This window comes from Micromonospora sp. NPDC049645, assembly GCF_040675155.1.
Taxonomy (GTDB): Bacteria; Actinomycetota; Actinomycetes; order Mycobacteriales; family Micromonosporaceae; genus Micromonospora.
The window spans coordinates 846,843-861,740 of sequence record NZ_JBFAOI010000001.1 but is presented as its reverse complement, the minus strand read 5'-3'; the positions used below and the strand labels follow the sequence as shown (position 1 = coordinate 861,740).

Below are 14,898 nucleotides of genomic sequence, written 5' to 3'. Positions count from 1 at the left end.
GCGGCTAGGCGACGAGGCTGGTGAAGAAGTCGCCAAACCCCTGGGCGATATCCATGATCCCGCCGCCGAGCGACTTGAACACGTCCGCCGCAGAGTTTGGCCGGTAGGCGACGAAGAAGATCAAGAATGCGATTCCGGCCCAGGTGAGGACCTTCTTGACCATGGCGGGCCATCCTCTCGCGCGGCGCCGGGTCCCATTACCGCAGCGGCACCCAGAGTATCAGTGTGGTGTCGTACAGTGAATATCTGCGTCCGTTCTCCGTCAATCCGGGAGAGATGTCAAGCCCTACCGGGTAGATACGGAGACGGTGCGCCGTACACGAGTTCGGGCGGAGTCCACTCGGTCAGGTCGTGTAGCACGACATCTTCCGCGAGCAGGTGACCCGCACTCGCCGGCCAGGCTATCGCATGGAGCCACATTCCCCGAGCCTCGCCCGCGTACGCGCTTCGATCCGTTGGAGAATTCACCAACCACAGTGGAGTGGGATGCCCGCCGACCTTGATCTTCGCCTGTCCGACGTGGTCTGGATGGCCCGGCCCTGGATCGCTCAGCGCGTCGGTCAACTCCGGCCCCGGATCCGGGCCGGTCAGTCCGGCGAGTCGGGTGCCCAGGCCGACCCCGGGCTCCTCGGCGACGAAGACCAGATCGGCGGGACCACCGCCGAGTGGCGCCGGGCCCGCGCAGGCGACCGCCGTCGCCCGCACTCCCGTCCGATCGTCCCCGGCGTACGCCACGCCGGTGAGTGTCCACCCGGGCGGCAGCGGCCACGGGCACCACAACGGCGTCACCGGCGGGTCGGCGGTCGCGGTGATCCGTTCCACCACGCTCGCCACGATCTCCGCTCCGATGTGCTCGGGCACGTGCAGCGGTGGCACCGGGCCGCAACGCACGCACCTCGAGTCGGTGTTCATCAGATCCGGCGCCCGTACCGGGCCCCCGCATCTCGGACAACTCACCGCGACACTCACATCACCACCGTCTCCCCGCATCGCCGGCACGTCAAGCCGGAACGTCCGATTCGGGACCCGGAGGTGCTCAGTCCGGTGGGGCGCCGGCGTGGGCGCGGATCCAGGCGTGCATCGCGATGCCGCTGGCCACGCCCGCGTTGATCGACCTCGTCGAGCCGTACTGGGCGATGGAGTAGAGCTGGTCGCAGGCGGCACGGGCCGGCGCGGAGAGCCCCGGACCCTCCTGCCCGAACAGCAGCACGCACTCCCGCGGCAGGGCGCCGGTCTCCAGCGGACGCGATCCGGGCAGATTGTCGATGCCGAACACCGGCAGCCGCCGCTCGACCGCCCAGGCGACGAACTCCTCGATCGTCTCGTGGTGCCGCACGTGCTGGTACCGGTCGGTCACCATCGCCCCGCGCCGGTTCCACCGTCGCCGGCCGACGATGTGCACCTCGGCGGCGTTGAACGCGTTCGCGTTGCGCACCACCGTGCCGATGTTGAAGTCGTGCTGCCAGTTCTCGATCGCGACGTGGAAGCCGTGCCGGTGCCGGTCCAGGTCGGCGACGATCGCCTCGTGCCGCCAGTAGCGGTAGCGGTCGACGACATTGCGCCGGTCCCCCTCCGCCAGCAGCCGCGGGTCGTAACGGGGGTCGTCGGGTGGGTCCCCCGGCCAGGGGCCCACGCCCACCTCAATCTGGTCGTCGGTCACGGTCATCAGAGGGTACGGACCGCGCCGGCGCCCGCTGCGACGACCTGCCGGGTCAGCCCAGGCCAAGGGCGGCGCCGAGCCGGTCGAGGAAGCGCCGGTCCGCTGGGCTGGCCGGTGGGTCGACCCGGTGCGCACCGACGCCGGGCACCGCGCGACAGACCCGGGCCGCGACCGATTGCACCCACTGGCGGTACGCGGCCGAGTCGGCGGGATCGGCGCGCCGGTGCAGGACCCGGCTCGCCGCCCGGCAGGCGGCCAGCAGGTCCACCAGGTCGGTGAGTCGCTCGGCGGGTTGCGGTGCGCCGTCGTGGCGGGCGTAGATCGCCGCGACCACCGCGCGGACCAGGTCGCTGTCGGAGGCCCGCCCCGCGGCCATGGCGTCCAGGCCGGCCAGGCTCGCCGTGACCCCTCGTTCCAGACGACCGGGGCCGGGAGCGGCGGCGGCCACGAGAACCCGACCGGGCAGGCCGGTGAGCAGATCCCATTCGGCGGCGGAATAGACAGCGGTGGTCGAGGGTGCGGCTCGACGGCCGGCAGAGGGCGGCTCTCCAGCGACGGAGTGGCTCATCGGAACCTCCGGCGTCAGCATATGCCCCCGGAAACCGGAACAGGGCACCTTCCCCGGCAGACCAGAGGCGGGGAAGGAGCCCGGCGGCGACGCGCCCGCGCGACGGTCAGCGCGGCTCGGGGAAGCTGGGCCGTTCCGGATCCACTCCGTCGGGGACCGCGGCGGCCGCGTACTCCCGCTTGGGGACCATGACCTTGCGCCGGAAGACGCAGACCATCGTGCCGTCCTGGTTGTAGCCGCGGGTCTCCACCGACACCACGCCCCGGTCGGGTTTCGAGCCGGACTCACGCTTGTCCAGCACCGTGGTCTCGCCGTAGATGGTGTCGCCGTGGAAGGTCGGCGCGACGTGCCGCAGCGACTCGACCTCCAGGTTGGCGATCGCCTTGCCACTCACGTCGGGCACCGACATGCCGAGCAGCAGCGAGTAGATGTAGTTGCCGACCACGACGTTGCGCTTGAACTGGCTGGCCGTCGCGGCGTAGTGCGCGTCCATGTGCAACGGGTGGTGGTTCATGGTGAGCAGGCAGAAGAGGTGGTCGTCGTACTCGGTGACGGTCTTGCCCGGCCAGTGCCGGTAGACCGCGCCGACCTCGAACTCCTCGTAGTAGCGACCGAACTGCATCCTGGTCCCTTCGACGGGCGGCGATGAAGTTCGGCACAGCATGCCTTATCGATGGTTAAGGCGACCCGCGGGGCGCGACGGCGGCGGAAATGTCACACCGGTCACTCGCAAGGGGGGAGACGCAATGAGCGGCGGGGCCCTCCCCGGCACCCGCCGCCCACGCTCTGATGTGAGGAATTCTGCCCTACGCCTGCGTAGGTTCAACAGAGATCGCCGTCACATTTATCTTTTTGTAACACTACTGTCCGTGACGAGGTGGAGGTTGATCAGCGATCTCCGCAGGCCGGATAGCTCCTTGTCAAGGGGCAGTTGACCGATTCGTGGCGCTCGGTCGCGTGGATCTCCTTGGAAACGCTCCCATCACCGCAGGTCACGCAAGTGCGTCATGCACTTGCGTTCCGCAGGTCGGGACCAACAGACGTGGGTCGATGACCCAGGGCACCCCTCGGCAGCCCGCAGCACGTTTCGTGCCTCAGCGCCCGGGAATTCGATACGGTCAGCCCTGGTTCTACGGGACGTAGACAAACCGCGGTGATCGGAGAGTGCAATGGCAACCGTTGAGCTGACCTCGGCGAACTTCGACGAGGTGACCGGCAACGACGGCATCGTCCTGGTCGACTTCTGGGCCGACTGGTGTGGTCCGTGCAAGCGGTTCGCCCCGGTCTACGAGCGCTCCTCGGAGAAGCACCAGAACATCGTCTTCGGCAAGGTCGACACCGAGGCTCAGCAGGAGCTGGGCGCGAAGTTCGACATCCGCTCGATCCCGACGATCATGGCGATCCGCGACGGCGTCATCGTCTTCGCCCAGCCGGGCGCCCTTCCCGAGTCCGCGCTGGAGAACCTGATCGAGCAGGTCGAGGCGCTGGACATGGACGACGTCCGCAAGCAGCTGGCCGAGCACAACCACTAGGTCGTCCGCAGGACGACACGCGAGGCCGGGCCCCGACACGGGCCCGGCCTTCGTCGTACCCGTTGCATGATCACCTTCCTGGGCAGCCCAGACTGACCGCCGGAGGGACCCGACACCGCCGGTACATCCCGTATCGTCACGACCCGATGGAGAACCTGACCACCCGCGGGCGCGTGACCCGGCTGGGCGCGACCGCACTCGGTCTCGTCCTGCTCATCGCCGGCACCTTCTGGGGCAGCGACGACGACTTCCCGTTCGGCCCGTTCCGGATGTACTCCACCTCCAACCCGCCGAACGCGCCCGCGCCCGACACCCGCGTCGAGGGGGTGAACAGCTCCGGGGCGGTGATCGACCTCGACCAGGACGCGACCGGCATCCGCCGTGCCGAGATCGAGGGTCAGCAGGCCCGGTACGCCGCCGACCCGACGCTGCTCACCGAGGTCGCCGACGCGTACGCCGAACGCCACCCGGACGCCCCCGCGCTGGTCGAGGTCCGCATCGTCATCCGCTGGCACGACATCCGCGCCGGCCGACCGACCGGCCGACACACCGACGAGACCGTCGTCCGCTGGCAGGCACCCCGATGAGCCGCTGGCTGACCGAGGCCGTGCCGCGGGGCCGGGTGGCCGCGTTCCGCACCCTGATCTACCTGTTCGTCGCCGCCGACCTGGTGATCTTCACGCCCTGGGTACGCACCCGGGCCAGCGTGCCCGGCGAGCTGTACCAGCCGCTTCTGATCGGCCGCCTGCTCCCGCTACCGACGCCAACCCCGACGCTGGTGGCGGTGATCTTCTGGGCGTTGCTGCTGCTCGCCCTGCTCGCCGCGACCGGACGGGCGCCCCGGCTGCTCGGCTGGGCGGTCTGCGCGCTGTACCTGGAGTGGATGGTCGTCGCGATGAGCTACGGGAAGGTCGACCACGACCGATTCGCGCTGCTCGTCGCACTGGTCGTGCTGCCCACCGCCGGTCGCGCCCGACACGGCGACACCACCCGCACCGAGGCCGGCGGCTGGGCCCTCCGAGTCACCCAGATCGCGGTGATCTGCACGTACTTCCTGGCCGCCTTCGCCAAGCTGCGCTTCGGCGGCCCGGACTGGCTGACCGGCTCGGTCCTGGCCCGCGCGATCATCCGGCGCGGCACCGACCTGGCGGACCTGATCGCCCAGGTGCCCCACCTGCTGATCGTCGCCCAGTTCGGCATCGTCGCGTTCGAGCTGCTCAGCCCGGTGGTCTTCCTGTTGCCAGCCCGCTGGCGACTGGCCATGGTCGGTTTCTTCTACTCGTTCCACGCGGTCACCATCGCGACCATCACGATCTCGTTCGCGCCGCATCTGGCCGCGATGACGAGCTTCCTGCCGCTGGAGCGGGTCCGCCCGCTGGTGTGGGCACGCCGGCTGGTCGGGCGCCGCGACGCTCCCGCGTCGGCGACGACGGATGCCGTGGCGCCGAGCCCGGCGGGCGTCGACCCGGTGCCGCCGGGCCACGGCCCGGTGGGAGCCGGCGCGGAGCGGGCACTCGACGATCAGGCGCCGGTGGTCGGGCGACCGGTCGGCCCGTAGAGCCGCTCCCTGGCCTCCTGCGGCAGGGAGCAGGCCGCGGTGCCACCGGGAAGTCGATGCCGGTTGCGCGCCACCCAGCGGTACAACGGCCAGGCCGCGGCGCGCGCCGGAGGAAACCGTAGGCCGGCACCGGCGATCCGCCAGAGCGGACCACTGGCGGCGAGGAGTTTCGCGATGGCGTCCGGACCCGCCGCGCGCGAGCCGTCCGCGCCGACCCACTGCACGGCCTCCTCGCACTCGGCGACCGTGAGGCCCAGCGCGTCCAGATCGGCGAACTGCCAGGGCACCACCCGCGCGGCGGTGGGGATGCGGCGCTCGATGAACTCCGCACAGCTCGTGCAGAACGCGCAGTCCCCGTCGTAGACGAAGGTCGACGTCTCCATGGTGTCCATCCTTCCCTCCGCGCCCGCCCGAACGCCCACCGGTGTACGGCGGGTCACTTGCGCTCCCCTCGTACACGTGTTCGAATAGTGCCCATGCGCTGGGACAACCTCACCGCTCCCCCGGTTGAGGGAGACCCCGAGCGGGCAGCGCCAGCGACGCCACCCCTGCCGCTGGCGCTGCCCGGCGCCGTCGCCCGCACCTTCGACACCCCCGAGTTCGCCGGGATGACCTTCTACGAGGTGCAGGCCAAGTCCATCCTCAACCGGGTGCCCGGCCAGTCCCGCGTCCCGTTCGAGTGGACGATCAACCCGTACCGTGGCTGTTCTCATGCGTGTCGCTACTGCTTCGCGAGAAATACTCACACTTATCTCGATCTCGATGCCGGTGCCGACTTCGACCGGAAGGTGATCGTCAAGGTGAACGCCGGCGAGTTGGCCCGGCGGGAGCTGGCCGCGCCACGTTGGCGGGGCGCGCACGTGGCGATGGGCACCAACGTGGACTGCTACCAGCGCGCCGAGGGTCGTTACCGGCTGATGCCGCAGATCATCGGCGCCCTGCGAGACTTCGCCAACCCGTTCTCGATCCTCACCAAGGGCACGCTGATCCTGCGCGACCTGCCGCTGCTGCGTCAGGCCGCCGAGGTGACCACGGTGGGCATCTCGTTCTCGGTGGGGTTCGTCGACGAGCACCTCTGGCGCACCGTCGAACCGGGCACGCCACACCCACGCCGCCGACTGGACGCCGTCCGGGCGCTCACCGACGCCGGCTTCTCCGTCGGGGTGCTGATGGCCCCGATCCTGCCCGGCCTCAGCGACAGCGACGAGTCGATCGATGCGACGGTCTCGGCGATCGCCGCCGCCGGTGCGACAAGCGTGACCGCCCTGCCCCTGCACCTGCGACCCGGCGCCCGGGAGTGGTATGCGCACTGGCTCGCCCGCGAGCACCCACACCTGGTCCCCCGCTACCGCGAGCTCTACCGGGCCGGCGCGTACGCCCCGCAGGCGTACCAGCGGGAGCTGACCGCGCGGGTGCGGATCGCCGCCCGCCGGCACGGGCTGCACCGCGGCGAGCGGGGCGACAACCGCAACCTGCCCGCGCCACCACCACCGTCGACGGCCGAGCAGCTGACCCTGCTGTAGTCGGAGCTACAGTCGGCGGGTGCGTACCGCTCAGCAGATCCTCGCCGACTCCGCCGTGATCGCCGTCGTGGGCGCGTCCCGCGACCCGTTCAAGGCCGCGCACGGCGTGCCGTTGCAGATGCAGCAGTACGGCTGGCGCATCATCCCGGTCAACCCGACGGTCGACGAACTGTTCGGGGAACGGGCCTACAAGACCCTCGCCGACATCCCGCACCCCGTCGACCTCGTGGACGTGTTCCGGCCGGCCGCCGACGCCGTCCAGGTGGTCCGGGACGCGGCGGCGATCGGCGCGCCCGCGGTCTGGCTGCAACTGGGCATCGTCTCGGCCGAGGCCCGGCGGATCGCCGAGGAGGCCGGCATGGACTACGTCGAGGACCGCTGCCTCATCGTCGAACGCGCCGCCGCCAACCTGACCCGCCTGCCCTGACCCACGAGCCCACCCTCCCCCGTGCCCACCCCACTCTCGCGTCGATCAAGGAGTAGTGGTGCCAGATTCGACGCCTTATGCCGCATCTGTCCCCCACCACAACTCCATGATCGACGGAGTGGGGTGGGACGGGGGTGGGTTTGGGGGTGGGTTAGAGCTTGTATTCCTTTAGGAGACCTCGGCTGATGATGGTCTTCTGGATCTCTGAGGTGCCCTCGCCGATGAGCAGGAACGGGGCCTCCCGCATCAGCCGCTCGATCTCGTACTCCTTGGAGTAGCCGTAGCCACCGTGGATGCGGAACGCCTCCTGGACGACCTCGGCGCAGTATTCCGAGGCGAGCAGCTTGGCCATCCCGGCCTCGACGTCGTTGCGCTGGCCGGCGTCCTTGAGCCGGGCGGCGTTGACCATCAGTGCGTGCGCGGCCTCGATCTTCGTGCCCATCTCGGCGAGCTTGAAGGCGATCGCCTGGTGCTTGGCGAGCGGCTGGCCGAAGGTCCTGCGCTGCTGGGCGTAGCTGACCGCCAGCTCGAAGGCGCGGATGGAGATGCCGCAGGCACGGGCGGCCACGTTGACCCGGCCCACCTCGATGCCGTCCATCATCTGGTAGAAGCCGCGGCCCACCTGGTCGGCGCCGCCGAGGATCGTGGAGTCGGGCACGGTCACCCCGTCGAGCACCATCTCGGTGGTCTCGACGCCCTTGTAACCCATCTTCTCGATCCTGCCGGGGATGGTCAGGCCGGGAGCGGTCTCACCGAAGCCCGGCTCCTTCTCCAGCAGGAAGGTGCTCATGTTGCCGTACACGGAGTCCGCGCCGGTGTCGGTCTTGACCAGGGTGGCCACCACCGAGGAGTACGCCCCGTTGGTGAGCCACATCTTCTGCCCGTCGAGCACGTAGCGGTCGCCGTCGCGGACGGCCCGGGACTTGATCGCCGAGACGTCGGAGCCGGTCTCGGGCTCGGACATCGAGAACGCGCCGCGCACCTCGCCGGTGGCCATCTTCGGCAGCAGGCGGGCCTTCTGCTCGGTGGAGCCGTGCTGAGAGATCAGGTACGCCACGATGAAGTGGGTGTTGACGATGCCGGAGATCGACATCCAACCCCGGGACAGTTGCTCCACCACCAGCGCGTAGGTGAGCAGTGATTCGCCGAGGCCGCCGTACTCCTCGTCGATGGTGAGGCCGAACAGCCCCATCTCGCGCATCCCGTCGAGGATGTCGGTGGGGTACTCGTCGGCGTGCTCCAGCCGCTGCGCGTGCGGGATGATCTCCTTGTCGGCGAAGTCCCGAACGGTCTCCAGGATCGACTGTTGCACATCGGTCAGGCCGGGCGTCTGGGCGAGTCGGGCCATCTCAGCCTCCGGGGATCCGCGCACTACTCATGGGTAACTGAACGCTGGGTCAGTATCGGCCTCCCGGGTCGACGAGGCCAAGGTGACCAGTCCACACAACAGCTGTGAAAAGGTTCACCGCTCCGGGTAGCGTCCGGCAAGAGGGACTTTTCCGGCACCGGCAGGAGGAGGACAGCTGTGACCCACCCGCCGCCGTCGGGACCGCCCGGGGACGAGCAGCCGCCGTCACCCTACGAGCCACCCAGGGACCAGTCGCCGTACGCGCCACCGCCGCCCGGCCAACCGCCGCACCCGCCCCAGCCGGACCAGCCGGCGTACGAGCTACCAGCGGAGCGCTCACCGTACGGGCCACCGGGCGACCAGTCGCCGTACGGCCACCAGGGGTCGCAGCAGTCGGCGCACTGGAGCCAGCAGCCGCCGTACCCACCGCAGGGCCCCTACGGCCAGTACGGCCCACCGCCGTCCGGGCCGCCTCGGGGCACCAACGTGCTGGCGATCCTGTCGTTGGTGTTCGCCTTCGTGTTTCCACCGGCCGGCGCCGTCCTCGGCCACGTGGCCAAGCGGCAGATCCGCACCAGCGGCGAGGAGGGCGAGCAGCTCGCGACCTGGGGGCTGATCCTGGGCTACGTCTTCACCGGGCTCACCGTGCTGGCCTGCTGTGGCTGGCTGGCGCTCGTGGCGTTCGGCAACACCGGCGACACCGGAGGCTACTGACAGGCGGCCGGGGCGGACCGTCGCGGTCAGCGGAAGCGGGCCTCGCGGACGCTGTTGCCGCCGTCCACCACCAGCATCTGCCCGGTGATGTACGAGGCGGCCGGCGAGCAGAGGAAGCTAATTGCCGCGGCGACCTCGTCCGGTGTGCCCGGTCGGCCCACCGGGGTGCCCAGCCCCTGCTTGATCTCGGCCATCGTGGACGCCGCGGTGTAGATGGTGCCGGGCGCCACCGCGTTGACGGTCACGCCGTCGGCGATCATCTCCATGGCCAGGGCCCGGGTCAGCCCGACGACCCCGGCCTTCGCCGCGGCGTACGCGGCCTCGGTGGGCAGGGCGTTGACCGGGCCGGCCGTGGCCGCCAGGTTGACGATCCGCCCCCAGCCCCGTTCGGCCATCCCACCGATGAACGCCCGGCTGCACAGGAACGCGGTGGAGAGGTTGCGGTCGATCTCACCGCGCCACTCGTCGTAGGTCAACTGTGCGACCGGCCGCAGCACCCCCTGGCTGGCTCGACTGGCCAGGCCGGCGTTGTTGACCAGCACCTCGACGTCGCCCAACTGCTCGGCGACCGCATCGGCCAGCGCACCCACCTCGGCCTCGTCGGTCAGGTCCGCGACGAAGCCGGTCACCCCCAACTCGCCGGCCCGCTCGTGGATGCGCCGGGTGGTGGAGACGATGGCCACCCGGGCGCCCAGGTCGGCGAGCCGCCGTGCGGTGGCGTACCCGATGCCGTCCGGGCTGCCCGCCCCGGTGACCAGGGCGACCCGGCCGTCGAGGCGCATGGTGACCGGGTCGGCGAGCGCAACCGGCTCGTCCGGGCCGGGGCTGCCGGCCGGGGCTGCCGTGCGGGCGCGCCGGGCCGCGCCCGGACGGCTGACGTCCCGTCGGGGTCGGCTGCCGGAGCGGTCCGCGGCGCGCGCGTCGAATGCCATGCCAGGATCCTGCCCGTTACGACCGGCCCGAGCAACGCGGCACCCGGAAGCGGGGGCGTCGGGTTTGGGCGGCGCTGGCTACCCTGTCACCGCACCCCGACGTGACGGAGAGTTCGCATGACCAATCCCCCGCCGCCCGGCGACCCGACCGATCCCACCTGGTCGGTTCGGCCGTCGAGCCCCGCATCGGACCCGACCCTCGTGGCCGGTCAGCCGATCCCCACCCAGCCCGGCCCGGCCAACCCGTACGCCCCGGCCAACCCGTACGCCCCGGTCGACCCGTACGGCGGCGGCCAGCCGCCACTGACGCAGCCGATGCCCGGTTACGCCCCGCCCGGCTACCCGCCGCAGTACCCCGGCTACGGTTACGCGCCGCCGCAGAAGACCAACGGTTTGGCGATCGCGGCGTTGGTGCTGGCGCTGGCCGGCTTCACGACCTGCATCACGGCGCCGGTCGGCGCGATCCTCGGACACGTGGCGCAGAAGCAGATCCGGGTCAGCGGTGAGGGTGGCGAGGGGCTGGCCAAGACCGCCATCATCGTCGGTTGGATCCTCACCGGCCTGATCGTGCTGCTGCTCGCCATCTACGCCGCCGCGATCATCTACGCGATCGTGACGAGCAACGACAGCGGCAGCAGCTACTGATCGACGGCCGGCGGTCGGTCCGGTCGGTCCGTCACTCGGCCGGTGGAGTGAACGACGAGGTGCGGCTCATCCCGGCTGCCCGGCCCTTGGCGGCGATCACCAGCGCCATCTTGCGGGACGCCTCGTCGATCATCTCGTCGCCGAGCATCACCGCGCCGAGCCGGCCGCCGGCCTCCGAGGTGTAGTGCTCGTACGCGTCGAGGATCAGCTCGGCGTGGTCGTAGTCGGCCTGCGCCGGCTGGTACACCTCGTTGGCGGCGTCGATCTGGCCCGGGTGCAGCACCCACTTGCCGTCGAAGCCCAACGCGGCGGAGCGCTTGGCCACCTCGCGGAACGCGTCGACGTCGCGGATCTGCAGGAAGGGACCGTCGATGGCTTGCTTGTCGTGCATCCGCGCGGCCATCAGGATCCGCATCAGGATGTAGTGGTACGGGTCGCCCGGGTAGTCCGGGATCAGACCTCCGACCACCATCGACCTCATGTTGATCGACGCCATGAAGTCGGCCGGGCCGAAGATGATGGTCTCCACGCGCGGCGAGGCGGCGGCGATCGCGTCCACGTTGACCAGACCGGCGGCGTTCTCGATCTGCGCCTCGATGCCGATCCGGCCGACCTCCAGGCCGATCGTCTTCTCGATCTGGGTGAGCGTCAGGTCCAGCCACTGCACCTGCGCGGCGGTCTGCACCTTCGGCAGCATGATGCAGTCCAGGTTCGCGCCGGCGCCCTCGACGACCTCGATGACGTCCCGGTAGGTCCACGGCGTGGTCAGGTCGTTGACCCGGACCACCCGGGTCTTGCCGGCCCAGTCGCCCTCGTTGAGGACGGCCACGATGTTCTTGCGCGCATCCGGCTTGGCCAGCGGGGCGACGGCGTCCTCCAGATCGAGGAAGACCTGGTCGGCCGGCAGTCCCTGGGCCTTGCCGAGCATCTTCACGCTGGAACCCGGCACGGCGAGGCAGGACCTGCGGGGGCGACCGATCGCGGCCATGAATGCGCTCCTTCCAGCGTCCGGCGGGCACGCCGACGCCACCTGACGACAGATCCGGGAACTTAACGATCCCAAAGGGCGTTGTGACGCCACGGTAACCTCGCGCCATGACCGGGGTGAATGGACCTGTGGAAGATCTCACTGGGCGTCGACTGGTGGTGGTGACCGGGGCCAGCTCCGGCATCGGGCTGGCCGCCGCCGTGCAGTTGGCCTGCCGTGGCGACCGGGTGGTGCTGGTCGGGCGGGACCCGGCCCGCCTCCAGGCCGCCGCCGAGCGGGTGCGGGAGAACTCCGGTGAGCGTCCGGAACTGTTCCGGGCCGATTTCGCCATCCTCGACGACGTACGCCGACTGGCCGAGCAGCTACGGGCCGCGTACGACCGGATCGACGTGCTCGCCAACAACGCCGGCGCGATCGCCCTGCAACCACTGAGCACCGTCGACGGGTTCGAGATGTCGATCCAGGCCAACCACCTGGCCCCGTTCCTGCTGACCAATCTGCTCGCCGACCGGGTGGGCCGGGTCGTGGTGACCGCCTCCGGCGCGCACCGCTTCGGCGCACTCGATCCGGACGACCTGAACAAGCCACTGCGCGACTACTGGCCGATGGGCGCGTACGGCACCAGCAAGCAGGCGAACATCCTGTTCGCCGCCGAGGCGGCCCGGCGCTGGCCACACACCACCACGTACAGCTTCCATCCCGGCGTGGTCCGCACCCGGTTCGCCAACGACAGCAGGCTTGTCGCGTTCGGCATGCGTTTCCTGCCGTTCCGCAGCCCGGAGAAGGGCGCCGAGACCCTGGTGTGGCTGGCCAACCAGGAGCGCTCCCGGCTGATCGGCGGGGGTTACTACGCCGACCGTCGACCGCGCCGGCCGTTCCGCAAGGCGGTCGACCCGCAGCTAGCGGCCCGGCTGTGGGCGGCGAGCGCCAAGGCCGTCGGCCTCGATGAATAGGGCCGGCGTGCTGACACTCGTCGCGACCGTCGAGTTCGCCGTCCGGGCCGAGGCCACCCCGGCCACCCGGGTCATCGAGGTGCACGAGGGCTAGGTCGGCGACGCCGGCCGCGCCACCGCCGCAGCCACGCCAGCACGGGTAGTGCCACCAGGACCACCAGCACGAACCCCACCGCGAGCACCCAGAACGGCAGCGGCCCGTAGTCGGGGCGACCGGATTCGCGTACCGTCCCGTCGATCGCCAGGTCGGCGGCGACCGACAGCTCGGTGATGCCCTCCGGGGTGCGGAAGAGCACCTCCGGCGCGAGCGCGCCCCGGCGCAGCGCCACGAGTTCGACCGCCTCCGTGCCGGGCTCGTGGAACGGCCCCCAGGCCACGTCGTGATCATCCGGGCGGTCCACCGCCGCCGGACCCGGCACCCCGACCAGGGCGACCGCCTCCTCCGCAGAGCGCCAGCCGAGCAGTTGCACGAACGTGCGGGAGGGCAGCGGGGGGAACGCCGCACCGGCCACGGGCGAACCGTCGATGGTGGACCGCAACGCCAGCGTCCAGGCGCGCCGGAAGGACGGCACCGGGCAGTCGTCGCAGGTGGACCGACCCAGGACCGCCACCGATCCGCCGTCCGGCGACCAGGAGCCGGCCCCGGCGAGCCGGCCGCCGGCGAGCGGCAGCTTCCGGTACGGCTCGGCGACCCGATCGGCGCCCGCGTCGGCCACCCGAGTGAGCCAGACCTCGTCGCGGACCTGGAGGGCCAACTCCCCGGCGTCGGGCGAGAGCGCGGCCGTGCGTCCGGGCGGAATCCAGGCCGTTCCGACCCGCACCCGCAGCACATCCGCGCCGCGTTCCCGGTCGTAGACACCGACGTACGGGGTGCCGTAGCTGTTGGGCGGGGTGAACGTCGTCTCGTCCTCGGCGTAGACGAGACGTTCCCCGTTCGGCGCGAACGCGAGCGGGTAGCCACCCGTGCGATCCGCGGTGAACTTCCCGGTCCGCAGGTCGAGCAGTGTCGCGCCGATCGCGGCGTACCGGCCGTCCGGGGAGAGCATCGCCTCGAAACCCGCGACGGCCGGATCGGCGTCCAGCACCCGGTAGCGGTCGGCGTCCGCGGCGACCACACCCATCCGGGTCTCGAACCAGTCGGTGCGCACGGCTGGACCGCCGAAGAGCATCGCCGCCGAGCCAGGCGCCGAGGCCCGTACCGAGGCGGTTCGCAGCGGCGGGTCGACGAGTCTGGTGGGCAGGCCAGGGGCGTCGTGCCTCGGGCCGGCGGGGATCGGCAGGGCGACCGGGTGCAGCGCGTACCCGGTGCCCAGGAGCAGGACCAGGACGGCGAGCGCTCCCGCGACGGCGGCCCGGCGACGGCGGTGCCGGGTCCGCGCCGCGTCGAAGAACCCCTCCGGTACGCGCGCGGGTGGCACGTCGTCGGCGAGGCGCCGCAGCGCTTCGGAGAGCCGGGCGGTCACCGGGCCACCTCCTGCGGGTCACGGCCGACAAGTTCGGCCAGTTCGGGGGCGAGTACGCGGAGTCGGCCGAGGGCGTGTCGGGTCTGGCTCTTCACCGTGCCGACCCGGCAGCCGAGCAGTTCAGCCGTCTCCGTCTCGGTGCGGTCCTCGTAGTAGCGCAACACGAGGACCGCGCGTTGCCGCACGGTCAGCCGAGCCAACGCCGCCGACAGCACCAGCCGCAGATCGGCGTCGTCACCCGGACCGGATCGTTCCGGCAACGCCCCGCCCAGCCGCTCGGCCGGGCGGGCCCGACGCCAGCGCCACCAACTGGCGGCCTGCGTGCAGAGCACCCGGCGCAGATAGGCGGGAGGATCCTCGATCCGCTCCCAGCGCACCGCGACGCGAGCCAGCGCCACCTGGACCAGGTCCTCCGCGTGGTGCCGGTCACCGGTCAGCAGGTACGCGAACCGGGTCAGCCCGGCGGTCTCGGCCCGGACGAAGTCGGCGAAGCCGTCCCGGGCGCGGTCCTCAGTCGTCAACGGATCGCCCTCCTCACCCGGACAGACGCCGGGCGACCCCGCCGCGGAGGGAACCAGTGTCCATGT

Annotated in this window: 19 protein-coding genes; 8 read left to right on the top strand and 11 right to left on the bottom strand. The window is 71.0% G+C overall.

Annotation, left to right across the window (positions count from 1 at the left end):
* Positions 1-4 precede the first annotated feature (4 nt).
* The 5 genes from AB0J33_RS04095 to AB0J33_RS04075 form a co-directional block, all read right to left on the bottom strand.
* Entirely contained in the window at positions 5-163 is a 159-nt protein-coding gene (locus tag AB0J33_RS04095; RefSeq protein WP_007455302.1) for a hypothetical protein, read from the bottom strand.
* A gap of 116 nt (positions 164-279) precedes the next feature.
* Positions 280-990 (bottom strand): DUF6758 family protein, encoded by a 711-nt coding sequence (locus AB0J33_RS04090; protein ID WP_363609606.1) that lies wholly within the window; start codon positions 988-990, stop codon positions 280-282.
* Positions 991-1,036: 46 nt separating this feature from the next.
* Positions 1,037-1,660, bottom strand: a complete 624-nt coding sequence (locus AB0J33_RS04085; protein WP_363610216.1) for an RNA methyltransferase — start codon at positions 1,658-1,660, stop codon at positions 1,037-1,039.
* Positions 1,661-1,712: 52 nt separating this feature from the next.
* Positions 1,713-2,249, bottom strand: a complete 537-nt coding sequence (locus AB0J33_RS04080) for a hypothetical protein (RefSeq protein WP_363609604.1) — start codon at positions 2,247-2,249, stop codon at positions 1,713-1,715.
* A gap of 85 nt (positions 2,250-2,334) precedes the next feature.
* On the bottom strand, positions 2,335-2,850 hold the full coding sequence (locus tag AB0J33_RS04075; RefSeq protein WP_030486570.1) for a MaoC family dehydratase: 516 nt from the start codon (positions 2,848-2,850) through the stop codon (positions 2,335-2,337).
* 547 nt (positions 2,851-3,397) lie between these two features.
* On the opposite strand from AB0J33_RS04075, the gene trxA reads away from it, so the two are divergent.
* The 3 genes from trxA (at position 3,398) to AB0J33_RS04060 (ending at position 5,318) form a co-directional block, all read left to right on the top strand.
* The gene (gene trxA, locus AB0J33_RS04070; RefSeq protein WP_030329190.1) at positions 3,398-3,760 is read left to right on the top strand and encodes a thioredoxin; all 363 of its coding nucleotides are present in this window, start codon (positions 3,398-3,400) and stop codon (positions 3,758-3,760) included.
* Positions 3,761-3,906: 146 nt separating this feature from the next.
* The gene (locus AB0J33_RS04065) at positions 3,907-4,347 is read left to right on the top strand and encodes a hypothetical protein (protein ID WP_363609601.1); all 441 of its coding nucleotides are present in this window, start codon (positions 3,907-3,909) and stop codon (positions 4,345-4,347) included.
* Entirely contained in the window at positions 4,344-5,318 is a 975-nt protein-coding gene (locus AB0J33_RS04060; protein ID WP_363609599.1) for an HTTM domain-containing protein, read from the top strand. The genes AB0J33_RS04065 and AB0J33_RS04060 overlap by 4 nt, the downstream gene beginning before the upstream one ends.
* Here the strand turns inward: AB0J33_RS04060 and AB0J33_RS04055 are convergent.
* Positions 5,282-5,701 (bottom strand): DUF393 domain-containing protein, encoded by a 420-nt coding sequence (locus tag AB0J33_RS04055; RefSeq protein WP_363609597.1) that lies wholly within the window; start codon positions 5,699-5,701, stop codon positions 5,282-5,284. The genes AB0J33_RS04060 and AB0J33_RS04055 overlap by 37 nt on opposite strands.
* A gap of 93 nt (positions 5,702-5,794) precedes the next feature.
* Here AB0J33_RS04055 and AB0J33_RS04050 point away from each other — a divergent pair, with 93 nt between their 5' ends.
* A complete protein-coding gene (locus AB0J33_RS04050; RefSeq protein ID WP_363609595.1) occupies positions 5,795-6,841 on the top strand; it encodes an Rv2578c family radical SAM protein in 1,047 nt (348 codons plus the stop codon).
* A 19-nt stretch (positions 6,842-6,860) separates the two neighbouring features.
* Entirely contained in the window at positions 6,861-7,268 is a 408-nt protein-coding gene (locus AB0J33_RS04045; protein ID WP_196928457.1) for a CoA-binding protein, read from the top strand.
* A 151-nt stretch (positions 7,269-7,419) separates the two neighbouring features.
* On the opposite strand, the gene AB0J33_RS04040 is transcribed toward AB0J33_RS04045, so the two are convergent.
* The gene (locus AB0J33_RS04040; protein WP_363609593.1) at positions 7,420-8,616 is read right to left on the bottom strand and encodes an acyl-CoA dehydrogenase family protein; all 1,197 of its coding nucleotides are present in this window, start codon (positions 8,614-8,616) and stop codon (positions 7,420-7,422) included.
* A 177-nt stretch (positions 8,617-8,793) separates the two neighbouring features.
* Here AB0J33_RS04040 and AB0J33_RS04035 point away from each other — a divergent pair, with 177 nt between their 5' ends.
* On the top strand, positions 8,794-9,330 hold the full coding sequence (locus tag AB0J33_RS04035) for a DUF4190 domain-containing protein (protein WP_363609591.1): 537 nt from the start codon (positions 8,794-8,796) through the stop codon (positions 9,328-9,330).
* Between the two features lie 26 nt (positions 9,331-9,356).
* Here the strand turns inward: AB0J33_RS04035 and AB0J33_RS04030 are convergent, their stop codons facing one another.
* Positions 9,357-10,262 carry an SDR family NAD(P)-dependent oxidoreductase gene (locus AB0J33_RS04030; protein WP_363609589.1) on the bottom strand — a complete coding sequence of 302 codons (906 nt, stop codon included), beginning with the start codon at positions 10,260-10,262 and terminating at the stop codon, positions 9,357-9,359.
* A 117-nt stretch (positions 10,263-10,379) separates the two neighbouring features.
* On the opposite strand from AB0J33_RS04030, the gene AB0J33_RS04025 reads away from it, so the two are divergent.
* Positions 10,380-10,907 carry a DUF4190 domain-containing protein gene (locus tag AB0J33_RS04025; RefSeq protein ID WP_363609587.1) on the top strand — a complete coding sequence of 176 codons (528 nt, stop codon included), beginning with the start codon at positions 10,380-10,382 and terminating at the stop codon, positions 10,905-10,907.
* A 31-nt stretch (positions 10,908-10,938) separates the two neighbouring features.
* On the opposite strand, the gene AB0J33_RS04020 is transcribed toward AB0J33_RS04025, so the two are convergent.
* Entirely contained in the window at positions 10,939-11,895 is a 957-nt protein-coding gene (locus AB0J33_RS04020) for a CoA ester lyase (protein WP_363609585.1), read from the bottom strand.
* Between the two features lie 128 nt (positions 11,896-12,023).
* Between AB0J33_RS04020 and AB0J33_RS04015 the strand changes: the two genes are divergently transcribed.
* On the top strand, positions 12,024-12,848 hold the full coding sequence (locus AB0J33_RS04015; protein ID WP_363609583.1) for an SDR family NAD(P)-dependent oxidoreductase: 825 nt from the start codon (positions 12,024-12,026) through the stop codon (positions 12,846-12,848).
* 71 nt (positions 12,849-12,919) lie between these two features.
* Here the strand turns inward: AB0J33_RS04015 and AB0J33_RS04010 are convergent, their stop codons facing one another.
* Entirely contained in the window at positions 12,920-14,311 is a 1,392-nt protein-coding gene (locus AB0J33_RS04010; RefSeq protein WP_363609581.1) for a hypothetical protein, read from the bottom strand.
* Positions 14,308-14,832, bottom strand: coding sequence for a SigE family RNA polymerase sigma factor (locus AB0J33_RS04005; protein ID WP_363609579.1), 525 nt, complete (start codon positions 14,830-14,832; stop codon positions 14,308-14,310). Before AB0J33_RS04005 ends, AB0J33_RS04010 begins: the two co-directional genes overlap by 4 nt.
* Positions 14,833-14,898 lie beyond the last annotated feature (66 nt).

Bases quoted from the DNA above. Each gene is read 5' to 3' on its own strand.
- AB0J33_RS04095 (WP_007455302.1), bottom strand. From the start codon at position 163: ATGGTCAAGAAGGTCCTCACCTGGGCCGGAATCGCATTCTTGATCTTC.
- AB0J33_RS04090 (WP_363609606.1), bottom strand. From the start codon at position 990: ATGCGGGGAGACGGTGGTGATGTGAGTGTCGCGGTGAGTTGTCCGAGA.
- AB0J33_RS04080 (WP_363609604.1), bottom strand. From the start codon at position 2,249: ATGCTGACGCCGGAGGTTCCGATGAGCCACTCCGTCGCTGGAGAGCCG.
- AB0J33_RS04075 (WP_030486570.1), bottom strand. From the start codon at position 2,850: ATGCAGTTCGGTCGCTACTACGAGGAGTTCGAGGTCGGCGCGGTCTAC.
- trxA (WP_030329190.1), top strand. From the start codon at position 3,398: ATGGCAACCGTTGAGCTGACCTCGGCGAACTTCGACGAGGTGACCGGC.
- AB0J33_RS04065 (WP_363609601.1), top strand. From the start codon at position 3,907: ATGGAGAACCTGACCACCCGCGGGCGCGTGACCCGGCTGGGCGCGACC.
- AB0J33_RS04060 (WP_363609599.1), top strand. From the start codon at position 4,344: ATGAGCCGCTGGCTGACCGAGGCCGTGCCGCGGGGCCGGGTGGCCGCG.
- AB0J33_RS04055 (WP_363609597.1), bottom strand. From the start codon at position 5,701: ATGGAGACGTCGACCTTCGTCTACGACGGGGACTGCGCGTTCTGCACG.
- AB0J33_RS04050 (WP_363609595.1), top strand. From the start codon at position 5,795: ATGCGCTGGGACAACCTCACCGCTCCCCCGGTTGAGGGAGACCCCGAG.
- AB0J33_RS04040 (WP_363609593.1), bottom strand. From the start codon at position 8,616: ATGGCCCGACTCGCCCAGACGCCCGGCCTGACCGATGTGCAACAGTCG.
- AB0J33_RS04030 (WP_363609589.1), bottom strand. From the start codon at position 10,262: ATGGCATTCGACGCGCGCGCCGCGGACCGCTCCGGCAGCCGACCCCGA.
- AB0J33_RS04025 (WP_363609587.1), top strand. From the start codon at position 10,380: ATGACCAATCCCCCGCCGCCCGGCGACCCGACCGATCCCACCTGGTCG.
- AB0J33_RS04020 (WP_363609585.1), bottom strand. From the start codon at position 11,895: ATGGCCGCGATCGGTCGCCCCCGCAGGTCCTGCCTCGCCGTGCCGGGT.